At 31.6% G+C, this 24,902-nt stretch carries 20 protein-coding genes; 7 read left to right on the forward strand and 13 right to left on the reverse strand.

The genetic code is table 11. The features are described from left to right. Nucleotides 1-342: 342 nt before the first annotated feature. The gene (locus IEW94_RS00615) at nt 343-1,326 is read left to right on the forward strand and encodes an aldose 1-epimerase family protein (protein ID WP_188649327.1); all 984 of its coding nucleotides are present in this window, start codon (nt 343-345) and stop codon (nt 1,324-1,326) included. Nucleotides 1,327-1,399: 73 nt separating this feature from the next. Here IEW94_RS00615 and IEW94_RS00620 read toward each other — a convergent pair whose 3' ends face one another. Beyond that, the gene (locus IEW94_RS00620; protein WP_188649328.1) at nt 1,400-2,725 is read right to left on the reverse strand and encodes a glycoside hydrolase family 5 protein; all 1,326 of its coding nucleotides are present in this window, start codon (nt 2,723-2,725) and stop codon (nt 1,400-1,402) included. Between the two features lie 35 nt (nt 2,726-2,760). Then, nucleotides 2,761-4,290 (reverse strand): cellulase family glycosylhydrolase, encoded by a 1,530-nt coding sequence (locus IEW94_RS00625; protein WP_188649329.1) that lies wholly within the window; start codon nt 4,288-4,290, stop codon nt 2,761-2,763. 208 nt (nt 4,291-4,498) lie between these two features. Between IEW94_RS00625 and IEW94_RS00630 the strand changes: the two genes are divergently transcribed. From IEW94_RS00630 to IEW94_RS00650, 5 genes are all read left to right on the forward strand, one after another. Continuing rightward, on the forward strand, nt 4,499-5,860 hold the full coding sequence (locus tag IEW94_RS00630; RefSeq protein WP_188649330.1) for a DUF1800 domain-containing protein: 1,362 nt from the start codon (nt 4,499-4,501) through the stop codon (nt 5,858-5,860). A 12-nt stretch (nt 5,861-5,872) separates the two neighbouring features. Further along, nucleotides 5,873-7,039, forward strand: coding sequence for a DUF1501 domain-containing protein (locus IEW94_RS00635; protein WP_188649331.1), 1,167 nt, complete (start codon nt 5,873-5,875; stop codon nt 7,037-7,039). Nucleotides 7,040-7,507: 468 nt separating this feature from the next. Then, a complete protein-coding gene (locus IEW94_RS00640) occupies nt 7,508-8,839 on the forward strand; it encodes a tyrosine-type recombinase/integrase (RefSeq protein ID WP_188649332.1) in 1,332 nt (443 codons plus the stop codon). 550 nt (nt 8,840-9,389) lie between these two features. Next, a complete protein-coding gene (locus tag IEW94_RS00645) occupies nt 9,390-10,892 on the forward strand; it encodes a hypothetical protein (RefSeq protein WP_188649333.1) in 1,503 nt (500 codons plus the stop codon). Between the two features lie 18 nt (nt 10,893-10,910). Next, nucleotides 10,911-11,126: a hypothetical protein gene (locus IEW94_RS00650; RefSeq protein WP_188649334.1), complete on the forward strand. Its 216-nt coding sequence runs from the start codon at nt 10,911-10,913 to the stop codon at nt 11,124-11,126. Nucleotides 11,127-11,877: 751 nt separating this feature from the next. Here the strand turns inward: IEW94_RS00650 and IEW94_RS00655 are convergent. The 11 genes from IEW94_RS00655 to IEW94_RS00705 all read right to left on the reverse strand — a co-directional run bounded on the left by IEW94_RS00655 (nt 11,878) and on the right by IEW94_RS00705 (nt 24,513). Further along, entirely contained in the window at nt 11,878-13,170 is a 1,293-nt protein-coding gene (locus tag IEW94_RS00655; protein WP_188649335.1) for an HlyD family secretion protein, read from the reverse strand. Nucleotides 13,171-13,208: 38 nt separating this feature from the next. Continuing rightward, complete coding sequence (locus IEW94_RS00660; RefSeq protein WP_188649336.1) at nt 13,209-15,404, reverse strand: peptidase domain-containing ABC transporter; 2,196 nt, start codon at nt 15,402-15,404, stop codon at nt 13,209-13,211. A 27-nt stretch (nt 15,405-15,431) separates the two neighbouring features. Next, nucleotides 15,432-16,646, reverse strand: coding sequence for a DUF6625 family protein (locus IEW94_RS00665; RefSeq protein ID WP_188649337.1), 1,215 nt, complete (start codon nt 16,644-16,646; stop codon nt 15,432-15,434). 10 nt (nt 16,647-16,656) lie between these two features. Further along, nucleotides 16,657-17,847: a redoxin family protein gene (locus IEW94_RS00670; protein WP_188649338.1), complete on the reverse strand. Its 1,191-nt coding sequence runs from the start codon at nt 17,845-17,847 to the stop codon at nt 16,657-16,659. Nucleotides 17,848-18,338: 491 nt separating this feature from the next. Continuing rightward, on the reverse strand, nt 18,339-19,394 hold the full coding sequence (locus IEW94_RS00675) for a TlpA family protein disulfide reductase (protein WP_188649339.1): 1,056 nt from the start codon (nt 19,392-19,394) through the stop codon (nt 18,339-18,341). Between the two features lie 347 nt (nt 19,395-19,741). Next, the gene (locus IEW94_RS00680) at nt 19,742-21,346 is read right to left on the reverse strand and encodes a vitamin K epoxide reductase family protein (RefSeq protein WP_188649340.1); all 1,605 of its coding nucleotides are present in this window, start codon (nt 21,344-21,346) and stop codon (nt 19,742-19,744) included. Nucleotides 21,347-21,460: 114 nt separating this feature from the next. Further along, nucleotides 21,461-22,138, reverse strand: a complete 678-nt coding sequence (locus IEW94_RS00685) for a response regulator transcription factor (protein ID WP_188649341.1) — start codon at nt 22,136-22,138, stop codon at nt 21,461-21,463. A 323-nt stretch (nt 22,139-22,461) separates the two neighbouring features. Further along, nucleotides 22,462-22,818, reverse strand: coding sequence for a hypothetical protein (locus tag IEW94_RS00690; RefSeq protein ID WP_188649342.1), 357 nt, complete (start codon nt 22,816-22,818; stop codon nt 22,462-22,464). 14 nt (nt 22,819-22,832) lie between these two features. Continuing rightward, nucleotides 22,833-23,204: a hypothetical protein gene (locus IEW94_RS00695; protein WP_188649343.1), complete on the reverse strand. Its 372-nt coding sequence runs from the start codon at nt 23,202-23,204 to the stop codon at nt 22,833-22,835. Between the two features lie 60 nt (nt 23,205-23,264). Beyond that, nucleotides 23,265-23,627: a hypothetical protein gene (locus IEW94_RS00700; protein WP_188649344.1), complete on the reverse strand. Its 363-nt coding sequence runs from the start codon at nt 23,625-23,627 to the stop codon at nt 23,265-23,267. 4 nt (nt 23,628-23,631) lie between these two features. Further along, nucleotides 23,632-24,513, reverse strand: coding sequence for a hypothetical protein (locus IEW94_RS00705; RefSeq protein ID WP_188649345.1), 882 nt, complete (start codon nt 24,511-24,513; stop codon nt 23,632-23,634). Between the two features lie 126 nt (nt 24,514-24,639). Between IEW94_RS00705 and IEW94_RS16865 the strand changes: the two genes are divergently transcribed. Next, nucleotides 24,640-24,902 (forward strand): helix-turn-helix domain-containing protein (locus IEW94_RS16865; protein WP_229669410.1); only part of this gene is annotated, 263 nt, incomplete at its 3' end.

Genomic DNA, 24,902 nt, shown 5'->3' on the forward strand with positions numbered 1-24,902 from the left:
GATTATAATAAATATTTCTTTGTTGAAAATAAATGAAAATTATTTACTCCTTCTCATGATTTAGAAAAATAACCTCTTATTTAAATAAAAACAACCAAACACAAAATTTTCACCTAAAACTAAAATCCCATGAAATCTCGCTGTAGGATTATGAAGAGAAATAACAAACCATATTGAATCACCCTCACTTTCCTTAAAAGCAGCAAATCCAAATTTATGAAAAAGAATTTTTAAACTTGATTTTATTAACAGCTTGGACAATTCTTATACGCTTTATATCTATAAACAAACCCATTTAAATCACATGATTTATAGTTTAGACTAAATAAAAATAAAATAATCATGAATAAAATAATCATTGCATTTTCTTCCCTGGTCTTAATCATATCTATGTTAGATACCAAAGTGCAAGAACGTAATTTTGAAAACACTGTTAAAAGCTGTGTCCTTGAGGAAAAACAATCATATACTATTACAAACGGGATTTTAACTGTTAGCATTTTAACCAAAGGTGCTGAACTATCCAGCTTAAAAACAAAAACTATGGAATACTTATGGCAGGCCAACCCAGAATATTGGCCACGCCATGCCCCTATTTTATTCCCTATTGTTGGGCCTTTAAAAGATGGCGAGTACATCTACAAGAACAAGAAATATCCCATGGCACAACATGGCTTTGCCAGGGATTATGATTTTAAGGTGATTGAAAAACATAAAAACAGTATTGTTCTTGAACAAAGAGCCAACGACGAAACAAAAAAAATATACCCTTTCAACTATATCCTACAAGTACATTATACACTTGAAAACAAACAGTTAAAAGTTGAATATGTCGTTAAAAACCCATCCAGCGATGTCATGTGTTTTTCTATTGGTGCCCACCCAGCATTTAACTGTCCGTTTGAAGCTGGTCAAAAACGAAGTGATTACCAATTGGTATTTGACAAAAAATTAAGCCCAAAGGCCAAAAAGAAAGAGGGACCTTTCTTTGTTGAAAAATACATGCAAGTTTTTGACGAACCGGGTATTTTGGAACTCCCTGATGGTAGATTTGACGACCACGTGATATGCTTTGACCCAAATCCTTTCTCTAAAGTAACGTTTGTACACAAACCAACAGGTAAAAAATATTTAAGTGTTACTTTTAAAAACTGTCCCTATTTGGGCATTTGGTCTGCAGGAGATTCCCCCTTTGTGTGTATTGAGCCTTGGCACGGTATTGCCGACAACGTGAATCATGACAAGGATTTCACAAAAAAAGAAGGCATTATAAAACTTGAGCCAAAAAAAACCTTCACTTTTAGATTTACAGTTGAAGTTTATTGACCAATTAATATAAAATAAATAAAAAGGCCCTTAAATGTTTAAGGGCCTTTTTATTTGAAAGCAGTAATCCAAATTAATAATTGTTTAAGGCTATAACTTTCATAGATTTAAAAGAAATACCATTCATGTTATCTTGGGTTGCTGTTAGGGTTGTTTTTTTGCCTTTAAAATTTGGTTTGGGATATAATTCAACCTCAAAATCAAATGGCACCATAATGGAATTAACAGATTGGTAAAACCCAATGGCCTGTAGATCTGTCTGATCATAATTTCCTGGTGCAAGCCTGTAGGACGCTCCTTCGTAACCTTGGTTTTGGTAAATGGCTATCTTTTCGGTATCCAACAATACGTCCCTTACCGGTATCCCTGCTGCATCAGTTGTCGTGGCAAACCAACTATTGGTCTCGTAATCATAGTATTTATTGCCTGCATTGATGGACCATGGAATATTGGCCTTGGCCAGCTCTCGGGTCATAAACGTAGCAAAAGCCACTTGCTCTGGAATGGAGAAATCATTGCCTTTGTTATAGTTTCCAGACATCCAGGCTCCTACCCAAGTTTTATAGCCTGTGGCCTGCATCCACTGAACGGCCGTTTGAATGGGGCCTGTGATATTTTCCCTTTCTGTGGCGGTACTGCCATCGTTCCAGTATTTTTTATTGGTAGGATCTGTAGTAGGGCCAGCTGCATAAAAGTGCCATTCTGCCATTGTATATGGATCGTTCGCGGGAATTTCCAAATATTGCAAATAGGTTGGATCTGAGATTTTAACGGGTGGAAAAATCACGATGCGGTCTGGATTGGTTTCACGTATGGCGGCAAGTACATCCACGTAAAAACTGTTTATAGCCGTGTAATTCAGTTTATAAGTACCTGAAATTTCTACCAATATATTAAAAGCCAGCATGTTGGAATATCCCTGGAATTCTTGAGCCATGTTACGCCACCAGGTCACCAAATGCTGTCTGGCTTCTTCATCAGTAGAAGCAATATCTTCTATATAGGCACCTTGATAGGCGATTATGGGGTAAATGCCATGGGCCAGGCAATCATCAACTTGTGTTTTAAGACGGGCAAAGAAGGCCGCATCTGGATTCGCTTCACCAATTCGGATCCTAACGTTGGTAAAACCGGCATTGCTGAAATCTATCACGTCCTGCTCGTTGTATAAATTCATGTATTTGGTGAACTCTGACCAAGTCACATCAAAACCTCTCCCTAAATTCTGAATATAATCTGAAGGTGTAATGGCTCCTCCTGTTAAGTTTATTGTACTGTTTGCTTTTACATTGAGTTCAGGAGTTGATGCTTTTGAATTTTCAATCCCTTCATTGGAACAAGCCGAGAGTAATAGCAATACACAAAAAAGAATTTGTGAATAAAATGGTTTAGTTTTCATGTTTAATGTAATTTAAGTTTAGTTTATTTTTGTTTTTAGTGTTTAATGAGTTTATAAACCTTAGAATTGATTTTAAGAATATATATTCCCCTTGGGAAATTTGAAAAATCTAACTCAGAGATAGGTTTGGAGTTTATTTTAAATGCCATTTTTTTTCCAGTAATATCATAGACAGCTATATTGCTTATATTGTCAAACCCCTTTAAATGAACAACATCCTTAAAAGGATTTGGATAGATAGTTCTGTTGGTCTTTGTAAAGCTTTCAACTCCTAAAGTCCCTGAATAGGTGTTAAGAGCGATAACTTTTAAAGACTTTACTACTAAACCATTTAAACTCTCTTGGGTTGTTGTTAGGGTCATTTTTTGTCCTTGGAAATTGGGCTGATCATACAATTCAACCACAAAATCAAAAGGTACCATGATGGAGCTAACAGATTGGTAAAACCCGATAGCTTGAAGGTCTGCCATGTCATAATTTCCTGGTGCCAATCTATAAGATGCACCACCATAAGTTTGATTCTGGTAAACGGCAATTTTTTCTGTATCCAGAATGGCATCTCTCACAGGTAATCCTGCAGCATCAGTTGTCGTGGTAAACCAACTATTGGTTTCGTAATCATAGTATTTGTTACCTACATTGATGGACCATGGAATATTGGCCTTGGCCAGCTCTCGGGTCATAAACGTAGCAAAAGCCACTTGCTCTGGAATAGAGAAATTATTTCCTTTGTTGTAGTTTCCAGCCATCCAGGCTCCTACCCAAGTTTTATAGCCTGTGTCCTGCATCCATTGAACCGCCGTTTTAATGGGGTCCGTAATATTTCCCCTCTCTGTGTCTGTGCTACCATCATTCCAGTACTTTTTGTTGGTTGGATCCGTTGATGGACCAGCCGCATAAAAGTGCCATTCCGCCATCGTATATGGATCATTTGGAGGGATTTCCAAATATTGCAAATAGCTTGGGTCTGATGTTTTAACGGGAGGAAAAATTACGATGCGGTCTGGGTTGGTCTCTCTAATGGCAGCCAAAACATCTACGTAAAAGCTGTTGATGGCTGTATAATTAAGCTTGTAATTGCCTGAAATCTCAACCAGAATATCGAATGCAAGCATGTTGGAATAACCCTGGAATTCTTGAGCCATATTACGCCACCAAGTAACCAAATGCTGTCTAGCATCTTCATCAGTGGATGCAATATCTTCCACGTAAGCACCTTGGTAGGCTATTATGGGGTAAATACCGTGGGCCAGGCAATCATCAACCTGCGTTTTAAGACGTGCAAAGAAGGCCGCATCTGGATTCGCCTCTCCAATCCTAATCCTAACATTTGTAAAACCGGCATTACTGAAATCTATCACATCCTGCTCGTTGTACAGGCCCATGTATTTTGTGAACTCAGACCAGGTTACGTCAAAACCCTTCCCTAAATTCTTAACATAATCTGAAGGTGTAATAGCAGCAACAGATTGTTGTTTGATAACAGAATAACTAGTTTGTGCGATGGCAAAACCATGAGTTAAAAACATAACAGCACAAAACCAACTCGCAATTCTTGAGACCATAAACTTTTTTTTTTCAAATCTATTTAATGAATTGCATAAAAAAGTTCAGTTATCGTTTGTTATGGGTAAACAAATCGTCAAAATGAGGCCTAATAATTGTCATAATAACAAATTAAGAGTTAATTTATTAGTAAACTGTTATAAATTTAAGTTCACAATTAAACCAAATCAATAAATAATTGTCATACAGACATTCAAATACTTAAAAATGAAAAAATCGGTTCTTTGGTCTTTACGTTTAGGATTTAGTTCTGCGCAAGCAAAATCTATTGAAGCATCGGGTTTTACGAATTTTTTAAACAACTCATTTAATGTTCCCGTTGACACCAAATTACCAGCCTGTTTACAAGATGTCCCAAAAACAATCAAAGCCTACAGGGAACTCCGTAAGACAATCAAAAGCTTTTCAGCAGATGAGAAAAAGGCTTACAATTTAAGACAGCGCCAGGCGGCTATTGAACTTCAAAAATGGTGGCTTGATAAAATGATGCACTCAAACTATCCATTAATTGAAAACATGATATGCTTTTGGCACAACCATTTTGTCTCTACACAACAAAAAGTAAAAGTCAATTATTGGATTTACCAACACCACATGATTTTGAGACGGTATGCTTTTGGGAACTTTAAGACCTTGACCAAGGAAATTATAAAATCCAATGCCATGATAAGCTATCTGGATAACGAAAAAAATAGGGACAATGCCTTTAACGAGAACTTAAGCAGAGAACTATTGGAACTGTTCACCTTAGGTATTGGAAATTATACAGAAGATGACATAAAAAGTGGTGCCAAAGCATTAGCTGGCTTAAGCCACGGTGATGAATCCGGGATTTACAGACGCTTTTTTGAAAATAATGACCCCATTACTTATTTAGGAAAAACAGGCGTTTTTAAATTGGATGATATGATTGATATCATTTTTGATCAACCCGCCATACCCTACTTAGTTACAAAAAAATTGATACAATGGTTTATCGAGGATGATCCTGAAGAGGAAATCATCAAAACTTTAGGAAACTATTTTAAGGAGGTTAATTTTGAAATACAGCCCTTATTGGTTAAAATGTTTACTGAAACCTATGATCATGATATTGAGGGCAAGAAAATCAAAGACCCTTTACGGTATATTCTTCAATTAAAAAATGAGTTGAATATTGCCATAGAAAAACCAGAACACATTCTCTTCTTTTTAAAACAACAAGGCATGGAACTCTTCAACCAACCCAATGTAAAAGGATGGGATGGAGGAAATTCTTGGTTATCCTCACAGACTTACCTTCAGCGCAACAACGTTGCTGATTTGTTGTGCACGGGAAAAATGCTTCGTGGTAAAAAAACACAAAGCAAAACCAGACCAGAAATAAACCTTTATACTAGTTCCATGAACAACAAGGAGATTATAAAATCTCTTACAGATCGTTTGGTTTTTCAAGTTAGCAATGATATGCAAACCGATATGGAAACACTTCTCAAATACGATTTTGATGCTAGCAGCCCAAATGCCAATGCTGCCGTTTTAAGAGTGTTTAATTACATTGTAAAAACCCCTGAATTTCAAGTAATATAATTAGCAAACAACATGAACAGACGTCACTTTTTATCCGTTTCTGCAACATTTACAGGAGGTGCTTTAATAGTTCCCAACTTCTTGTTTGCACTTAAAAACCAATCCTTTGTTAATGATAATTCACAATGTTTAGTATTCATTCAACTTAATGGTGGCAATGATGGACTCAACACCTTTATTCCATATGATGATCCCCTTTACAGCATTCTAAGGCCCAATATAGGTTTCTCAAAACATGAAGTTATCAATAAAAGCAACGGTATGGGGTTTCACCCCATACTAAAAGGCATTTCAAATATCCAACAACGAGGTGACCTGAGTGTTATTCAGAACGTGGGATACTCTGAACCCAATCGGTCCCATTTTAGGAGCCAAGAAATATGGCAAACGGCTTCAGCATCAAACGAATATTTATCAAATGGCTGGCTTGGCAGGTATCTGGATTTGCAATGTAACGGGCATATGCCAACTGCGGGCATTAATTTGGATACCATTGATACCTTATCCTTAAAAGGGGAAGAACCTAATTTCATTACAGTAAAAAATGTAAGACAGTTCAAACCTAAGGATACCGAAACAGAAACCGTGACACTTTCAGGTAATCCTCAATTGGACTTTGCCAGAAAAATATCCTATTCGGTTAATGAAGGAGCCGAAGAAATACAAGATGCCTTGAAACAATCGAAAACTGAAATAACCTATCCAAAGTCTGAATTAGCATCAAAAATGGAATGGATAGCCCGTTTAATAAAAGGGCATTTAAATTCAAAAGTATATTACACCTCTCTTAATGGTTTTGATACGCACAATAACCAGTTAGGCATACATCATAATAAACTAAAAGAACTGGACGAAGCCGTCACCACATTTTATAAAGATTTGAAGGATGCCAAATTAATGGAACAAGTAACCCTTGTGATATTTTCAGAATTTGGAAGGCGCGTAAAGGATAATGGAAGCGGTACTGACCATGGAACTGCTGCACCTATGCTCATTATTGGCGGACAAAACAAAGGAAAGGTACTTGGCAGCAACCCAGACTTAAACAATCTGGACAATGGTGATTTAGTTTATAAAACCGATTTTAGAAGTGTTTACGCCGCTCTTCTTAAAGAAAAAATGCAGTTTAACCCAAAAGATATTGGGTTAAATAACGACTTAGTAAAAGGGTTGTTTTAAAGTATCACTAAAATCTAATTTTGTAAAGCTATATTCCAACAGCTTTTAAAAACTTTCATTTTATATATAACCCATAAAAAAAGGTTTCAAGTGATTGAAACCTTTTTTCTTGTAGCGGGAACTGGACTCGAACCAGTGACCTTCGGGTTATGAGCCTAAAGATTACAAAATCAATTTTAATTAAACAAACTTAAAATCAATTACTTACACGACTAATGATTTTCTTTGATCGCAATTAATACTATCTAAAATCAAATTATTCTGTACCTATTCTGTACCCATTTTTTAATTATTTTTATTATCTTTATACTAACATAAAATACTTTGTAAATTATAGTTAAAATAGGCATTTCCATAAAAATGTACAACAGAATATTGGCGTCTTTACTTTGTGTTTTCAAACACTGATTCTGTACCCATTTTTTAAATTATTTAAATTACACTAATACTAATTATAAAACGAGGCTTATGTCATCCATAAAAATTGTAATTCGTAAAAACAAACTGCGTAAAGATGGTACTGTACCATTAGCATTAAGAATTAGCAAAGATTATAAAACGAACTATAGCTTTATAGGTATATATATCTATGAAAAGGATTGGGATGAAGTAAAAGGAAAAGTGAAAAGAACACACCCTAATTCTCAAAAAATCAATAATTTTTTATTGAAAAAATTGACTGAAGCTAATGATATTTCTTTCGAAGTCAATGACAGAATTTCCAGTAAAGAAATGAAAAAAAAAGTGGTCGGGCCAGGTGGTCAGAAATCTTTTTTTTCAGTTGCGGGGGAACGAATAGAGACTAAATACAATCGCGGTACATTCTCTGTTGCAAAGTCAGAATTGTCCATCCTTTATAATTTAGAAGAGTTTATTACTTTAAAACGTTCGTTAAATAAATCAGAAATAATTAGCGGTATAAAAAATCGCAGAAAGGAACGTATAAGTAATGGTAGAAAAGCTGAATATTCCTTTATAGATGCAGTTGCATATTTTAAGAAAAACCAAAAACTCAATTTCCTAGATATTGATGAAGCTTTTATTAAAAAATATAAAACATTTTGCATTACTTACCTGGGACATAAAACTCGAACAATAACTAATCAACTTATTTTTATCCGTACCCTTTTTAATATCGCTATCAAAGAAAATGTCATTGATATTAAATTTTATCCCTTTGCCAATGAAAAAGAAAAAATTAAGATAGGAACTAGCCATAAAATCGGACTGACTATAGAAGAGATAGAACGAATTGAAAATTTGGAATTAGAAAAATGGTCTTCTATTTGGCATACACGTAATGTATGGCTTGTAGCCTTCTATTTTGCTGGCATTCGCATTTCAGACATAGTACAATTAAGATGGTCTGACTTTAAAGATAATCGTTTGTTCTATATAATGAACAAGAATGAAAAACCTTTGAGCTTAAAAATCCCTGACAAAGCAGATATTATATTAAAGTTCTATAAAAAGGAAAGTAATCAAAATAATGGTTATGTATTCCCGTTTTTAAGGAATGCGGATTGCAACAATGCTGAAGATATTTTTATAAAAACTAGAAATGCCACAAAATTGTTCAATAAGTTTTTAAAACGTATTGCTCTACTTTGCGATATTGATAAAAATCTCTCAAATCATATTTCTAGACATAGTTTTGGAAACATTGCTGGGGATAAGATTAACCCATTAATGCTACAGAAATTATACCGCCACAGCGATTTAAAAACAACCTTAAATTATCAGGCAAATTTTATTCATAGAGATACCGATGATGCTTTAGATAGTGTTGTTAATTTTTAGAGAGATGGATTGTCCTTCTTTTAAAACTCTTAATTGATTTCTGTTTTAGTTAATTAAATTAAGTACAATAAGAATTTTTAATTTTTAATAATTTTAGTTTGCTTACATTAGAATACTTGATATTAAAATTAAATAATTACCCCTAACCAATTTCTATATTTAAAACCTCTAATTTATTTATAAAATTTGAAGGCCGGCGTAGCTTAAGGAATTTTGAGATCCATATTGGGACTCGATATCCTAAATTAAACTCAATGAAGTTTACTTTGAGTTTAGATGGAGTTCAATTTAAATGAAAACATGGTTGTTATTTAAATAACTTATTTTATATTTATCAAATAAGTACTAAGCATTCTCCTAGTTTAGTTGGTAAAATTAATTATATAGCATAAATATCCTTCATTGGGTATCTTATCGCAATCGTTTATTTTAGATTTTTATATAATTAATTTTAATGTCTATGAAAATTATATCTCACAAAAGCATAATTTTATTATTGCTCCTATTATTTAGTTATACAAGTTTTTTTTCTCAACAAAGTCAAGACAGTATGCAAGTAACCGATCCTGTCTCAAAACCACCAAAGCCCCCTAAAAATCAGCTAACAGATGATGAATATGCTAAAGTTTTAAATATTCAATTTTCAAATATTGTTTCAGGACAGTCTAATAACTCATTAGGGAACTTTGCTTCAATAAATATTGAAGACTCTTCTTTAGAATTTGCACCTACTATTATTACTAAAGGCGGCAGATTATTTGTTGCAGAATTTAAAGCTGGTGTTTCAGATGGGATATCATCGGTTTTTAGTAATTCAAAGCTAAATACAAATATTTCTTTAAAAGCTAATTATCATTTTATTGACCCCTCTAAATCGTCTAAAGTAGGAGTAAAAAACTTGCATATTAGAAAACAATATGAAGAAAAATTAATAAAAGAACAAAAAGAAAATATTGATTTTATTAGGAACCAAAAATTAGCGTCGTTAAAAAATGAAATTTCTGAAAATGAAATTGAGTATAATAAAAATTTAAATGCAATAGAAATAGAGAATGACTCTGAGCTAAGAATAAATAATTATAAATTAAGCGTAGACATCAAGACTGAAGAACTTAAAAAGAAAAAAGGAGAAATAGAATCATTACCAAATAATGCCGAAAGAGAGTATAAAACCAAACAAAAGCAAAAAGAAATAAATGATTTACAAATAGAAATAAATGATTTAAATATCAAAATTCTAACTGAGAAATTATCTGAAAAAAGATTAGATATACTAAAAAACAAAAATATTATTGTTAAAAGGAAAATAGATTCATTAAGCGATCTAGTTAAAACGTTTAATGCCGAAATTGAGATTTTAGAATCAAATATAAAATTAGTCTCTAAATATAAATCTAACAAAATAGAATTTGATGTAACCCAGTTTGCTTTAAGATGGTTCAGTCTCTCATATGAAGTAAGTAGTGATAAGTTTAAATTATTTGATTCATCGAAAAACTTAGATAGCCAAATTATGAAAGAAGAATTTGTAAGTCATGTATTTGGGGTTCAATATTCTTGGTATAACTGGAATTCGACTGATTCTTTTAAAACGTTCTATTGGACAAATGGGCTAAACTTCAGCTATACTAATAATTTTGGAGATTTAACTAAACTAGAAATTAGTGAAACACAAGAATTTGGCACAACATTAGGAGAAAGAAATTCCACTACAAAATTCAATGTCTACACAGGTGATTATAAAGAAAAAATCAAAGGAGTCGAATTATATTCCGATTTCTACTATTTTTTATTTCATAATAATCAAGCAGCTTTTCACATAAACCCTCAATATGTGTTTCTAGACAACCTAAAACCTAGATTAAACTTTGGGCTAGGTTTATTATTTGCTCTCAAGGATGTAAAAAAAGAAAATAAATCAATAGTTAATGCCGAACTATACTATAATTTTCTCGACTTATTCAAAAGTACTGACACAGATTACAAACTATTTGAAAGAAACGATATTGGTATACGCCTTACTTTTCCAATAAATTTTCTAAATAAAATCTAATCCTTAAAAATATTCATCATGGCAGTATTAAAATTTGAAAATGACAATACCACTTTCACAGTAAAACACAGAGCAGTTTGTGAAAACAATAACAGACATTACAAAGGAAGTTGGCGCACAGATTACGACCATGCTGTAAAGGACGCAAATAGACATTCAGATAACAATCCACTACATGAAGTCTGGATAGAAACATTGCAAACTCAAAGAATGATTACCAAAATGTCTAAATAATAGATATCTCAAAAATTTTAGGAATTGCTGTTTTTTTTTCAAAAACTTCCTTCCACTGTATTTAAACCAAATTAGAAATAGAAAAATAACTTTATTTTATTTATATAATATTTTTCGACTGGATTCAAACCTGACTCATAATTCTTAATTTTATAAGGGTTTTGCTATGTTAATTAATGTAAGGTGTTACAATAACGACCTTTTTAATTGAATTAGTTTGCTGAATATTGTCTTTCTATCTGACATAAATGTACGAAATTCTAAAGAACAAATGAAGTTAATGATTATCAAAACTTATGAAATTTTCTTAAAATAATTTCTTCGATAGCGACTTCAACATTCCGTTAACTTTGTGTAAATCTGAGTGTAATCATACCGTTGAAGAATTAAAGATTTGGAATTACAATGACCTAGGTACTCATAAATGGGGAGATTTAAAAACTTAAAGATAAAAAGTTATTTTAGATGCAATTGAGCTATAAAAGTACAAACAAAAAATTATTGATTTGTAATAATAAAACATCGTTTTTACAGCTTTAAAATCAAATGTAAATGTACATGTTGTAGTGTATTACCCTCTTGCTTTTTCCTAAGATTTTCAATGATATTTACAAAGAGTTTGCACTGAAACAATTGTTTCTATAATGATAGCTGTATTTTATTCAGTAAAACTTACTGAAATCGTATTTAAAACTTTAAAAGTTGTATAAAATTTGAAACTAGGTTTTTTTTTAATTTCTTTTAAGAATAATTAGCGACTAAACATTTTCTTAAATTGATAAAAGAATCTTTCAATTAACCTTAAATCTTCCGTAATAATCTCAGCACTACCTTTCATTTCTTGTTTGAAATCTATTTTTTTATTATAAGAAGTGATTAGGGGTTGTGGTAAATCTACATCAATTAAATATAATCCATCTTTGTTTGGAATAATTGAAATATTTTTAACGATACCATTGATTACACCAAATTCGGCATCAGGATAGTTTTCTATTTTAATATTTACCTTTTGTCCAATTTCAACTTTACCAGAATTTTGACTAGGAGTTTTTAATTTCGCTATATAAGAAGAATTTTTAACAGGAATAACAGTAAAAACCAAATCTCCTTGGTTAACAGTTTGGTTTATATTCCAATAATTTAAAAAAGCAACTTTGCCTGTAATATTAGATTTTAAAACATATAGATTTTCCCAATCTCTTATGGCTTTTTTGAGTAGATTAAATGATTGAATGACATTTTTAAGTAATGTCATTTCTTCTTTTATTCTATTTATTTCTGTTCCTTTCGAGGTTTTTGAAGCATTGCTTATATTTTCTCTAATTTGTGATATTGACGATTCAAAATTCTTATAATTACGCTCAGCCTGTACATATTCCAACTGCTTACTTTCATAATCTTGTGAAGAAATTATACCTTTGTCAAATAAGGATTTATTACGCTGTAAATCCTTATTTTTAAAATCTAATTCTGTTTTATTAATCTCTTTTTGGGACTGCAAGCTTTTAAGTCTCTTGTTTAGTTCAAAAATCGAATAATTGTTTGCTTTAGCCTCATTTGAATATGGCTTCAGTTCTTTATTCAGTTTGTATTGAATATAACTATTTTCAAACAGAGCATATTGGGATTCAATATCACCTAAAAATAAAATTGGCAAATTATCAATTGGAAAACTAAACGACTTGTTATTGATTTGAATGGTGTTTATTACAGATTTTAATTTATATACATCTTTATAGTTTGCGGTATTTTCAATAACAGCCAAAACCTGATTATTATTCACCTTTTCATTGTCTTTAACCAAAATAGCGTTAAATTTTCCGGTGATTTTAGCATATTCTTTTTGTGGAGGTATTTGAGTAGTTATTAATGCTTCAGAAATAATAATATCAGGATACTTGACAAACCAAGATAAAAATAACAACAATAAAATCAACGCCAAAAATATAACATTTCCCCAGCGGATCATCCAATGTGGTACAGTAGTTAGTATGTCCTGTACTTCCTCGCTCCTTAATTCTAAGTCTTCTATTTTATTATTCATCGTTTTACAAGCATTAGCGAAAAGTAAAATACTGATTTTTAATTGCCAAGTTCCAATTGGTTTTTTACTAAATTATAATATTCTCCTTTTTGTTTTACCAAGGCATTATGATTCCCAACTTCAACAATTCTACCTTCATCCAAAACAACTATTTGATGAGCATTTTTAACTGTACTTAATCTGTGTGCAATAATGACAACCGTTTTGTCTTCAAAAAATATATCAAGATTCTCCATAATGACTCTTTCATTATTGGCATCCAAAGCAGATGTAGCTTCATCAAAAAACAAAAAATTCGGGTTCTTATAGACTGCTCTTGCAATGAGCAAGCGTTGTTTTTGTCCTGTACTAACACCAATACCTTCCATTCCTATTTTAGTATTATAGGATAGTGGTAAAGCCTCAATAAAATCCTTGATATTCGCAACATTAACTGCGTGAGCCAATTTTTGCTTATCTATAAATTCCTCTCCAACCGCAATGTTATTGGCAATGGTATCATTAAAGATATAACCTTCTTGCATAACGACACCACATTCGTTTCTCCACGATTTTTGAGAAACGTGTTGAAGATCATATTTTCCTATTTTCAATGTCCCGATATTGGGGTCATAGAACCTTAAGAGTAATTTCATTAAAGTGGTTTTACCGCTTCCGCTAACTCCAACAATTGCAGTTATTTTTTTTGCAGGTATGGTAAGCTCCAAATCCCTTAATACCATTTGGTCTGAGCCTATATACCTAAAGGATAATTTGGATAGATGCAGGTCAAGTCCCAAAGGAAGAGTCGTGATTTTTTCCATATCCTGTTGTTCTTCATCATCTTTATTATGGATCTCAGACAAACGATCTAAAGAAATTTTAGCATCCTGAATTTCTCTTATAAAATTGATAAGTTGTGCGATGGGCGAGTTAAGCTGCCCAACAATGTAACTAACCGCTAACATCATACCTAAAGTAATATCCCCATCAATCACTAATTTTGCAGATAGTACTGATATCAAGATATTTTTGACCTCATTGATAAAACCCGAACCTACACTTTGATACTGCTCCAAAGCTAAACTTTCAATAGATATTTTAAATAATCTTGCCTGCAAGAATTCCCAACTCCAACGTTTTTGCTTTTCGGCGTTATGGAGTTTTATTTCCTGCATACCATTGATGAGTTCTATAACTTTGCTTTGTTCTTGGCTTACTTGCGAAAAACGCTTATAATCCAAATCCTTACGTTTTTTCAAGAAAATAACAATCCAAAGGAAATATAAAAAACTTCCTATTAAAAAAATAGAGAACAATTGCAAACTATAATAGGCTAATACAAAACTAAACACCACCAAATTGACCATGGAAAACAAGACGTTTAATGAAGATGTTGTTAAGATACGTTCAATACGCTTATGGTCGTTGATACGCTGTAATATATCTCCAGTCATACGGCTATCAAAAAAGGCAATGGGCAAGTTCATGAGCTTAATGAAAAAATCTGATACCAATGAGATATTGATCCGAGTACTTAGATGCAATAATATCCAACTACGGATTACCTCAATAGATGTTCTTCCGATGAACAATGCTAATTGAGCAAACAAAATAAGATAGACAAAATGGATGTCTTGGTTTTTAATTCCAACATCCACAACGCTTTGGGTTAAAAACGGAAATATAAGCTGTAATAAACTGGCGGCAATTAATCCAACAATGAGTTGCCATAGAAAGCGTTTATATTTGAAAACGTATTTTGAAAGAAAAGAAAAACCAAAATTTTTCTTTTTGGCATCAAACTCTGAGTTATAAAATTTTGGAGTAGGCTCTAGTAATAACGCAATGCCTTCTTCAGTTTGATCATTGGCATTATTCCCTATCCAATGTCTTAAAAGTTCATTTTCTGAATATTGCAATAAACCATGAGCAGGGTCTGAAATGTAAAACACTTTTTTTTTGGTTTTATACAGAACAACGTAATGGTTTTTATTCCAATGTAGTATGCATGGCAGAGTTATTTCTAAAAGTTTTTTAACAGATATTTTTACCCCTACGGTATGAAAACCAACCTTTTCAGCAGCATCGCTTAATCCAAGTAATGTACTACCCATTCTGGTAGTTTCACTAGCACTACGCAATTTTTGTATATTTATTGTTTTTTTATAATATTTGGCAACTATTTTTAAGCACGTTGGACCACAATCTTTACTCTCGGTTTGCCTATAAAAAGGGAATTTTTTTAAGCTCATATAGTTATTTTTCTATCCAACTAAATGCTATGAAAACTGATTAAAATTTTCTTCTTTAAAGGTTTGAGTTAACCCATTTATACGTAGCTCAATTAATTCACCTTTATCTTCGTTTAAATGATATTTTACAGAAGGGAATGACTGGACAAAAAAACTATTTTTATTTAAAATTGATTTTATTAATTGATTATTAGCCTTAACACCATTAAAATAAATTAAATTTTCTTTTGCCTCATTATTAGCTATTTTTATATCTAAACCATTCAATTTATAGCTATTATTTCTAAACTCTTTTCTTTTTATAAATAGGATATTTGAAATTGTGTATTCCCATTTAAAAATTAATTTGTTTAAATATGGAATAATTTTGTTATATATTCCATAAACTAAAAAACCTTTTATAGAGTTTGATTTACTTTTCCTAATTAAATACTTATCTATATAAAATATATTTGGAACATGTTTCCATTCTTTTTTCCTTGCATATCTATTAGCTTTATAAAGAATTAAATGATGAAGCAGTACTTCAAATTCATTTTTAAACGTAAGTAATCCCTTTTCAAATTTTAATTGTCCAGGTAGGCCTTCAATAATTAATAAATCAAAATGAGCTTTTAATCCGTTCATTGCCTCTTCTTTTTTTATAACATGGTGCATACTTTCTATATCACAATCTATATCAAAAATATCAACACCTCCCTGCAAAAAATTATGTTTAAAATTGCATTCGTCGAAGCAATAATGTGTATCAGATTGAAACACCTTTTTATAATCTTTGCTTTTTTTGAAAAGGTTATTAATTAATATATTATTTTTGAACAACATAAATGACCCTGTTGGGTAATCATTTCTAACAGAAATAACATCATATTTACCCAGTAATTCTTCCGTCATAAACTCACTCATTCTACCAAACACGATATCAATGTCGGTTATTCCCCAAAAATCATAAAACTTAATATATTCTGAAAAAATAATACCGTAAGCAGGCTTAAAATCACATAATTTGTAAGCATTTTTAACAGCAATCTTAAATCCTAATTTCTGGGTAGCCACAAGATTAAAAACTTCAAGTGAAAAGGGTAATATTTTTACATTACTTGGGACTTTTAATTTCGTTCGTTGACAATCTGAAAAAATAATGAAATCAAAAGTTGGATTATAACTGCAGGATTTTAAAAACAGGCTAAAATACCATGGAAATTTACCTAAATAACAGGTGATCAAAAGTTGCCTACTCAATGTTATAAGATTATTTAAGAAGTTTTTTTAAGCTTTTTTCAAGGTCTTCCATATCCTTACTATCTTTATCTGCATTGAGGTAACGACCAATGATTGTTCCATCCTTATCAATTAATATGTAGGCTGGAATTGGCTGAATATTATATTTCTTACTAATGGCATCATCTTTCTTAATATTATCCAACCCAACAAAAACATTATACCAGTTTACTTCTTCCTTTTTGATGTTATCTTGCCAAGATTTTTTATCCTTATCAAAAGAAACACCTATAATCTCAAGACCTTTAGGATGATAGGTTTTATAAAGTTCCTTTAATTCTGAGTGTTTTTTTAAACAAGGTATACACCAGCCAGCCCAAAAATCTAATAATACATATTTACCTTTAAATTGAGTTAAACTAATTTCTTTTCCATTGGAGGTTTTGGTGTAAAAGTTTGGGGCCTTTTCTCCAACCTCTGCTATATTATTATTTAAACTAAATATTTTTTTTATGGCTTCAGCTTGAAAACTTGTCTTTACTGGCTCACTTAAATTAGTATAATATTTTTTTAATGAATCTTTTGATAGTGCCGTATTATAAAACAAAATTACATCAGCAGCCAAATAGGAATCAGGATGATTCCATGCATATCTTAAATTTTTAGTTCTTATTGAATCAAGGAGTGTAAAATGCTTGTTATTTAGATCATTTAACTGATTTTCAATTATAGCATTGTCATCCCCATTATAAACTTGATTCATTAAGCTTTTTTTTTCTAACATTATTGGATAAATTCTCTTATATAATGATTCTGTTTGTTTGAGGTATTTAATATATTCATCTTGAATGTCTGAACCAGTGACTTTAACCTTATTAAACTCATCTTCAATTAAATGCAAGGAAACCTTGTCCTCACCAATATAAAACCTAGCAATATTTTGGTTGTCATAAATTCTTTCTTTTACATTTCCAGTCAAGGCTACTTTTTGAGGATTATTTAAATATCCAATAAACTTAAAATTTCCATTATTAATAGGAATTGTATCAGCTATTGACTTATTCTCTTTATTTTTATAATATAATATTAATTGTTTCGTCGAGGCACCCTTTACAGAACCAGAAATAGTAAATTCATTTTTTGATTCAGTGGACGGAACACAATGTAACATAAGCATCACAGCAATGGTAATGAAATAACTGTTTTTTAGAAAATGATTCATATTTTTTAAATTAATTTATTCAAAAACCCATTAAATTGAACTAAATTTCAAATAACCAATTTAATGGGCCATTCTGTCAAAAAATTAAGTTGCACAATATCCTGCTTCATTTGACCAAGGTGATGGTATACACCTATTGCAGTAACTGTTTCCACATTCTGAATTCCAATTGCAAGTCTGAAGGTCAAGGCAGCCGTCAGAACCGCTTCCTCCACTAATAGCCCGCATCTCGCTTCTTGAGAGATACTCCTTTGCTGATTTTAAACTAATTTTTTTCATAATAAAGATATTAAATTATTTGCCTACTCTGTTATAGCTTTTCGGCTTCCGCATTTAAAACATGAATCTCTCTATATTTTATTAATTTTCGTCTACTTCTTCTAATTCCGTTATTTTCTTTATCATTAAATAATTAAATTTGATTGCCTTTAAACCATTTAAAAATGAATTGTTGTTGTCTGAAAGCTCAAGTGTCATAATTTGACAATAAATTATTTTTTATTCACATATAATTTTGAAATTAGGAATTCTTCTAACTGAGACGGCTTAATATTTCTTCTCAAAATTTTCCCTTCAGCGTCTAGCAAAAAGTTAGTAGGAAAATAATTTATATTATATTTTTTTGCTTCAATTCCATTCTCATCAAGGTACTGTGTCCACAATAATTGCTTTTCATCTATTACCCTTTTCCAGTTTTCAATATACTTGGTCTGGTCAGTAGAAATACCTATAATTTCAAAACCTCTTGATTTATATTTTTTGTAAATCTTTTTTAGTTTTGGAAATTCTTCTAAACATGGAACGCAATTGCTAAACCAAAAATCAATTAGAAAATATTTTTCATTCTTAGAATTTAAAATTGTTTTATGGTCAATTTCTTTAATTGGAAATATTTTTCCAATACCAAATATTTTTAATTCAAAAATTTTGTCCTTAACCAATTTTCCTGTTTGAGTATCTTTTATTTGTGGATTTAAAGCATCAAAAGAATTTTCGTAAATGCTTTTATATCCAAAAATATTTAAATACCTGTCTAATATCCATAAGAGATAAATCGAATTACTTTTTTCTTTTATTGCAGTAAATAAACATTCATCCGCTCTTTTTAAATTCTGTAAATGCAAAGAATCCAAGTATTTATCTAATTTTTTCCTTTCATCATCATTCTCTAATTTATATAGCTCTTCTTCCTTTTTAAATATTAGTTGACGCGTTTGATAAACTTCCTCAAACTTTTCTATATAATGCTTAGCTTCATTTTTAAACCTGTTGTCCAATACCTGTAAGTCCCAGTCGTCTTGGCTATTTATGTTAAACATCTGTATTCCTGGTGTAACCAAAAAGTAATTAGAAGAAAAATAATTAGGAACAACTAATCTGAACATTTGGGGGTAACTTATTCTTCCTTTAATAATATATTTATGATTTTTTATGAAAATTGTGTCTTTATCTAAAGAATAATTATAATAATCTTCCTTTGATGTTCTTGATAATAATATTTTCCCCTCTGAAATATCACAAGTCCCTCTAATTTCAAATTCTTGCAATTTTGAATTGGACTGAGAAAACAGTTGAAAAAATAATAATAAATGAAAAGAAGTGATTATTAGTATTCGATTAACTCTCATAATTTAAAATTAAGTCCAAGAAGTAATTGAGTTACAATAACTTCTTGGATAATTATTTTTAGGTGATTGTAACACAAGTGTTAGTAGAACTTTCACATGTGCATTGTCTGCTTAAACAGCTTCCCTCTTGTCCTGCACAGGAAAAACCACAGCTAGCCCCACTACCACCGCTAATTATTCTCATCTCTTCTCTTGTAAGAAATTCCAAGGCTGACTTTAAACTAATTTTTTTCATAATGATGATATTAAATTATTTGCCTACTCTGTTATAGCTTTTCGGCTTCCGCTTCTTTTAGCTTATTTAATTTTTTAGAATAAGATTTATCATCTATTAATTCCTCAATAAAAAAGGGTAAATCTGCAATATCATAAGCTTTTGGATATTGATATCCATTTATAAACAAACAAGGTGTAAAATTGAAGCCATGTTCTTTAAACCATAGATGTTGACTTTTTAATAGAGGCTCTATTTCAAATGCACCTATATTTATTTTGTATTTACTTAGCCATTTTTCATCATCTTTGGTTTCATACCAATAGTCCATAGCCTCATAGAACCGTAACTGATTTTCTTTGCTTAAAGTGATCAAACTTGTTAAAAATGTTCTTAACCTCGAATTTTTGGGATTCAAATTATAAAGCATCGAAATATTCAGTTGCTCTTCATATTTGTCCAGAACAGATTTTAGAATATAGTGGGGGTCTTTACAATGTCCACAATATGGACTGGTTATAATATGAATGCGCAATGGCGCTTTTTGGTTGCCAAATACCAATAAACTTTCTGGTAAATTATAATGTTCAGAAATCTTCAACATCTTACTGAAGAGTTCATAATTTCTTTTTAAACGGTTAGCTTTTAATTCAACTGCCTTTAAATGATTTATTTTCTTTAAACTGTTTTTTAGTGGAAACCAAATTGACATTAATAATGCAGCTGTTGTTAAAAACAAGAGCAAACCAAATGGATCGATACTAAAATCAAAACTATTTTTAAGTATAAATACACATGATAATTCCGTTATAACAACACCTATTATTACCAAACATATGGGACACCATTTTTTTTCAATATATTTTTGATAATATAGTGAAGCCATTAAAACTGGAGAGGCAATTAGAAGTAGTTTGGTTTGTATGTAAAAGTAATCGGTAGCATGATTAGAAAGACCCATTAAGAACAATGCTATAATTTGGGTTGAAAAGAATATAATACTTAAATCACTGAAACTGATAGTGTCCAACAACTTCCATTTTGTTGAATTAATAACTGTATTGCAACTGGTTAAGGAGGTTACGTGACAAAATTTATCCAATAATTCACTTTTGGTAATAAATAGATCTTTTAAAGCTGCAATAGAAAAAATCAATCCTATTATTGGTAAAGCACAAAAGAAACTAAACCAAATATTAGGAAGGATCATAAATAAGATGGATACAAAAAATGTTACAGTTAATAATAATAATAATTTGTACAGCAAATTTTTTGATTTTGGTTGTAGTATAGTTTCATTGTATTCCACTAATAATACAACATCATCCCATAATGACTCGAAATCATGTTTTGAAACTGGATATTTTTGTTCACTTCCGTTTGTGTATATAAAAGTACTATCCTTTTTTACCACGAACGATAAAAAGTCCTTATCTTCTTTTTTTAATCGAGCGATGAATTTATTGGGCAATAGCTCTATTTCTGATTTGTTAACCTTAAAAGCTCCGCAGTTTATATTGAAAAACTTTAATGTATCATTTAATGCCAATAAAGAAGGATAATCAGGGTGGGAATTGAACTGAAAGTCGAACTCTTCCTTATCTACTGATATGTTTTCAGCCTCTAAATAATAGAAAAGAGTTTTTAAACTATCCATAAAAAGAACTAATTAGAATATTATTGCAATAAATTTATAACTATGAATACTTTGAATGGAATTCAAATTCATACAAAAAGTAGGCAAAAGTGGAAAATGCAATTGTTAAAAGCCTTAGATGAATCCTTTCTCCCTAGCAGCCAAAACCAAATCCCTATCGCTAGAGCCTATAACATCTAGTTTTTGCCTTAGTATGAGTTTTCTTTTTTCAATTCCAGATTTAGATAGTGGTATAATATGCATTAATTCTTTCATTTTAGAACCATTTGAAAGTTCTTTCAAGATTTGTGTATCATTTTCATCTAGAACAATAGCATTTGAAAACCTCTTTTTAAGTAATTCAACAACCGTTTTAGAGAAATAAGATTCATTATTCAAAACTGTTTTAATGGCAACAACAACTTCTTTAAAATCAATATCGCCTTTAAGAATTAAGCTATCGGGGTTAATAGTTTTAAGAATACTGTTTAATCTTAAATTATCATTATAGCTTGTGCATATAATTACTTTAGTACTAGGAAAATCTTTTTTAGTTAACACTCCCAAATCTTGCCCCGAAAAAATCCTATTAATTGAAGAATGAGGTAAACTGATATCCAAAAATATCAAATCAATTTTGTTCTGTTTAAAAGTATTTTTGATTTTTTTAAAAGCTGATTCACAATCTTTGGCATCATCAATCTCAAATTGTACATCCTTAGCCTCTCTTTCAACAAAAGACAGAGCCATTTTAAATGTGTCAATTATTATTTGGTGATCATCTATAATTAAAACATTATAAGTTCTTTTCATTGCATTAAAAGCTTAAGCCAAATATGTATTGACGAATTTTAATTACTAGATTTTTGCTATTAATAACTTAGGAGAGAATATGGTTAAATGTACATTAATTTTCTGACATAAAAAAAATACATATTTTTTTATGATATTATTGTTTATGATAAAAAGCTCTTTTATCAATAATTATAAATTTACAATTGCTTTAATTAAAAAAATTGAACCTTCATTCTTTGCCTTTACTTGGTCAATTGAGAATTAACTGTATTACCTAACTTATTTTCTTTCGCCCTCCTTGGTGAGAAGATAAGTCGTGTTCTAAAACTAAGGTTTCTTAATCAAACTATTTCCTTTGGCAATAATAATTTTTCAATGGCATCATAGCTTGCCAACTGGGCATCTGGAAGTATGCTGTCCACCAAGTCCAATACAGTAGCTATGGTCAGGTCCTTGGAGCAATTAGACAGTCTTGGAGAGGCAAAGTCGTTCTCACTGTCCAATGCCAGGATGCATATCCTGAGCAGGCAGGATATGATGTACCGCAGTTCGCCATTGTCTGTCACTTCAAAGGTCACCTCCTGGATGGTGGGGCTGTCTTCCCTCCTATAGTGTTTGCGCTCTCTTGGGTTCAATAACCCAAAAACTACTTCTAGTTTTTCCTTGTCTGTCATGTCCTTGGTGTCATTTCTTTCCATATCATTTTTGAATTTTAATTAGGGTCTTCTTCTTGCGAAAGCATGAGGTCTCTCATTTCATCCAAATAAATACCCTCTTCCAAGGGCATTAGGTTTTTTGCAAATTCCAAAACTCTTTTTACATCGGATTCTTTATTCTTTAAATGTAGTGTCAAGTCTTGTTGTTCTTCTAAGGCCAGAATGCATACATTGAGTGTGGATTTTAAAATAGAGAACAGTTCAACATAATCGTAGACTCGACAGTAATTTAAGTAATAACCTTCCTGCGCTCCTTCAATGGGTCTTAGCAATACAAAGTTTTCCTCGCTCAACTCCTTGATCTTTTTCATTTTTATCAAGGTACCCTCTAAGGGCTGTCCTTCTATTTGGTCTGTTCTGTTTTTCATGATTTTTAGTTTTTGACACTCAACAATGAGTGTTATTTCCAGAAAGATTTGGGTTAAGTTTTATTTACTGTCCTTTATCAGCAGCTTTCTGGACTTATCCAAAAATTCAAGCTCCTCATGGGGAATCAGATTCTTGGTAAACTCCAATACATCGGCAAATTGTTTGTGGGCCTCCCTGATGTCCCTTGCTTCACTATTTGGGTCATAACCGTCCAATGCCATAATGCATATGTTTAAAACGGATTCCAACGTATATCCCAGCTCTTCATAATTGCACAGATAGACATAGTTTACATAGTACCCTCCCCTTATTCTTGAAGTTGGGGTGAGCAACCTGAAGTGTTCCTGTGCTATTTTATTCAGCTCTTGTTGCTTCTTGTCAAGTTTTTTTTTGGATTGCTTTTTTGCTTTTTTATTTTTCATGACCCTATGGTTTTTTATGATTGGATGGTTTGCAATGGAGCACCTTAAGATGTTCTAGTTGCCTCTTCCCTATTTGATTGGCTTTTTGATGGAACTGTTTGCAGCGTTTCAGAACTTTATCCACATCCCTTAACCCAAAATCATTTGTACCTTTAAAACTCATGATCTCGGATGCGTTGCAGAGCATATAATACTGGCGTTGCAGTCCAAAGGTGGTTTGGGGAAACATCTCATTTGGCAAGGATGTGAAGGTGGTGCACAAATCCATTAGATAGGACAGTGTGTAATGGTGGGGCTTAAATTCCCAAAAAACGCACAACAGGCCCAAACATATCTGTTTCATGGCCTTATGGAGCACTGCCAGTTTTGATAAGGGTTCTTCATTATCATGGATAACGTCTATGATAGAAATCAAATAAACCGCACGTTCCATGCGGTGTCTCCAAACGGTCTTGATCTCTCTGTATATAGAAATATGGTACATCAAACCATATTGTCCATATCTGTATAGGGCATTGTCCTCCCTGTACATGCAAGGTGCTTCCTTTAAGGTACCTGTCAGGAAATTATCGCCAATATCAATCCTTTCCATGATATTGGGCAAGGTGCAAAATATGATATTCACCTTACAGCGCTGTTTCAACTTATTGTACAATTCCTCCATAAGATCATCCAGGTTCTTATTGATTGTCTTATTACCTACAATGAGCAAAGTATAGATTGCTTCCAGATGCTCTTGTTTGCTTTTGGTGTGCAAATAATAAATATGTTTGTTTTTGCTCCTGTTTATATCAATGACATATACCGAATGGATGGAAATCAAACTCCTTAAAAGACCAAGGAGCTTATCTTGTAAGGGAAATTTTGTGATTGATTTTGTTTTCATCGTTTCCATGTTTTTCATAAAATAACATTCCTTTGTTCGTGTCCCCAACCACTGCCAATTGTTTTTTACATTTCCATGGTTGTTTTTTACTGGTGTTTTTTTAGGAATAATTACTATATTTGGAATATGGAAACAGCAACAAAACCAAATCACATAGGACGTAAAATAAGCCGTATCAGAGAACTGAGGGGCATGAAACAGGAAACCCTTGCAGAAGAACTGGGCATTAGCCAACAGGCCGTTTCTAAGATTGAGCAATCTCCACAGATTGAAGATGATAAACTGGAACAGATTGCAAAAGCTTTAGGAGTAACTAAGGAGGCTATTCAAAATTTTTCAGAAGAAAGATTGATTTACAATATTCAAAATAATTACGAGGGATCAAATAA

This window comes from Yeosuana aromativorans (assembly GCF_014646655.1).
GTDB classification, from domain to species: Bacteria; Bacteroidota; Bacteroidia; order Flavobacteriales; family Flavobacteriaceae; genus Yeosuana; species Yeosuana aromativorans.

Bases quoted from the DNA above. Each gene is read 5' to 3' on its own strand.
- IEW94_RS00615 (WP_188649327.1), top strand. From the start codon at position 343: ATGAATAAAATAATCATTGCATTTTCTTCCCTGGTCTTAATCATATCT.
- IEW94_RS00620 (WP_188649328.1), bottom strand. From the start codon at position 2,725: ATGAAAACTAAACCATTTTATTCACAAATTCTTTTTTGTGTATTGCTA.
- IEW94_RS00625 (WP_188649329.1), bottom strand. From the start codon at position 4,290: ATGGTCTCAAGAATTGCGAGTTGGTTTTGTGCTGTTATGTTTTTAACT.
- IEW94_RS00630 (WP_188649330.1), top strand. From the start codon at position 4,499: ATGAAAAAATCGGTTCTTTGGTCTTTACGTTTAGGATTTAGTTCTGCG.
- IEW94_RS00635 (WP_188649331.1), top strand. From the start codon at position 5,873: ATGAACAGACGTCACTTTTTATCCGTTTCTGCAACATTTACAGGAGGT.
- IEW94_RS00640 (WP_188649332.1), top strand. From the start codon at position 7,508: ATGTCATCCATAAAAATTGTAATTCGTAAAAACAAACTGCGTAAAGAT.
- IEW94_RS00645 (WP_188649333.1), top strand. From the start codon at position 9,390: ATGCAAGTAACCGATCCTGTCTCAAAACCACCAAAGCCCCCTAAAAAT.
- IEW94_RS00650 (WP_188649334.1), top strand. From the start codon at position 10,911: ATGGCAGTATTAAAATTTGAAAATGACAATACCACTTTCACAGTAAAA.
- IEW94_RS00655 (WP_188649335.1), bottom strand. From the start codon at position 13,170: ATGAATAATAAAATAGAAGACTTAGAATTAAGGAGCGAGGAAGTACAG.
- IEW94_RS00660 (WP_188649336.1), bottom strand. From the start codon at position 15,404: ATGAGCTTAAAAAAATTCCCTTTTTATAGGCAAACCGAGAGTAAAGAT.
- IEW94_RS00670 (WP_188649338.1), bottom strand. From the start codon at position 17,847: ATGAATCATTTTCTAAAAAACAGTTATTTCATTACCATTGCTGTGATG.
- IEW94_RS00680 (WP_188649340.1), bottom strand. From the start codon at position 21,346: ATGGATAGTTTAAAAACTCTTTTCTATTATTTAGAGGCTGAAAACATA.
- IEW94_RS00685 (WP_188649341.1), bottom strand. From the start codon at position 22,138: ATGAAAAGAACTTATAATGTTTTAATTATAGATGATCACCAAATAATA.
- IEW94_RS00690 (WP_188649342.1), bottom strand. From the start codon at position 22,818: ATGGAAAGAAATGACACCAAGGACATGACAGACAAGGAAAAACTAGAA.
- IEW94_RS00695 (WP_188649343.1), bottom strand. From the start codon at position 23,204: ATGAAAAACAGAACAGACCAAATAGAAGGACAGCCCTTAGAGGGTACC.
- IEW94_RS00700 (WP_188649344.1), bottom strand. From the start codon at position 23,627: ATGAAAAATAAAAAAGCAAAAAAGCAATCCAAAAAAAAACTTGACAAG.
- IEW94_RS00705 (WP_188649345.1), bottom strand. From the start codon at position 24,513: ATGAAAACAAAATCAATCACAAAATTTCCCTTACAAGATAAGCTCCTT.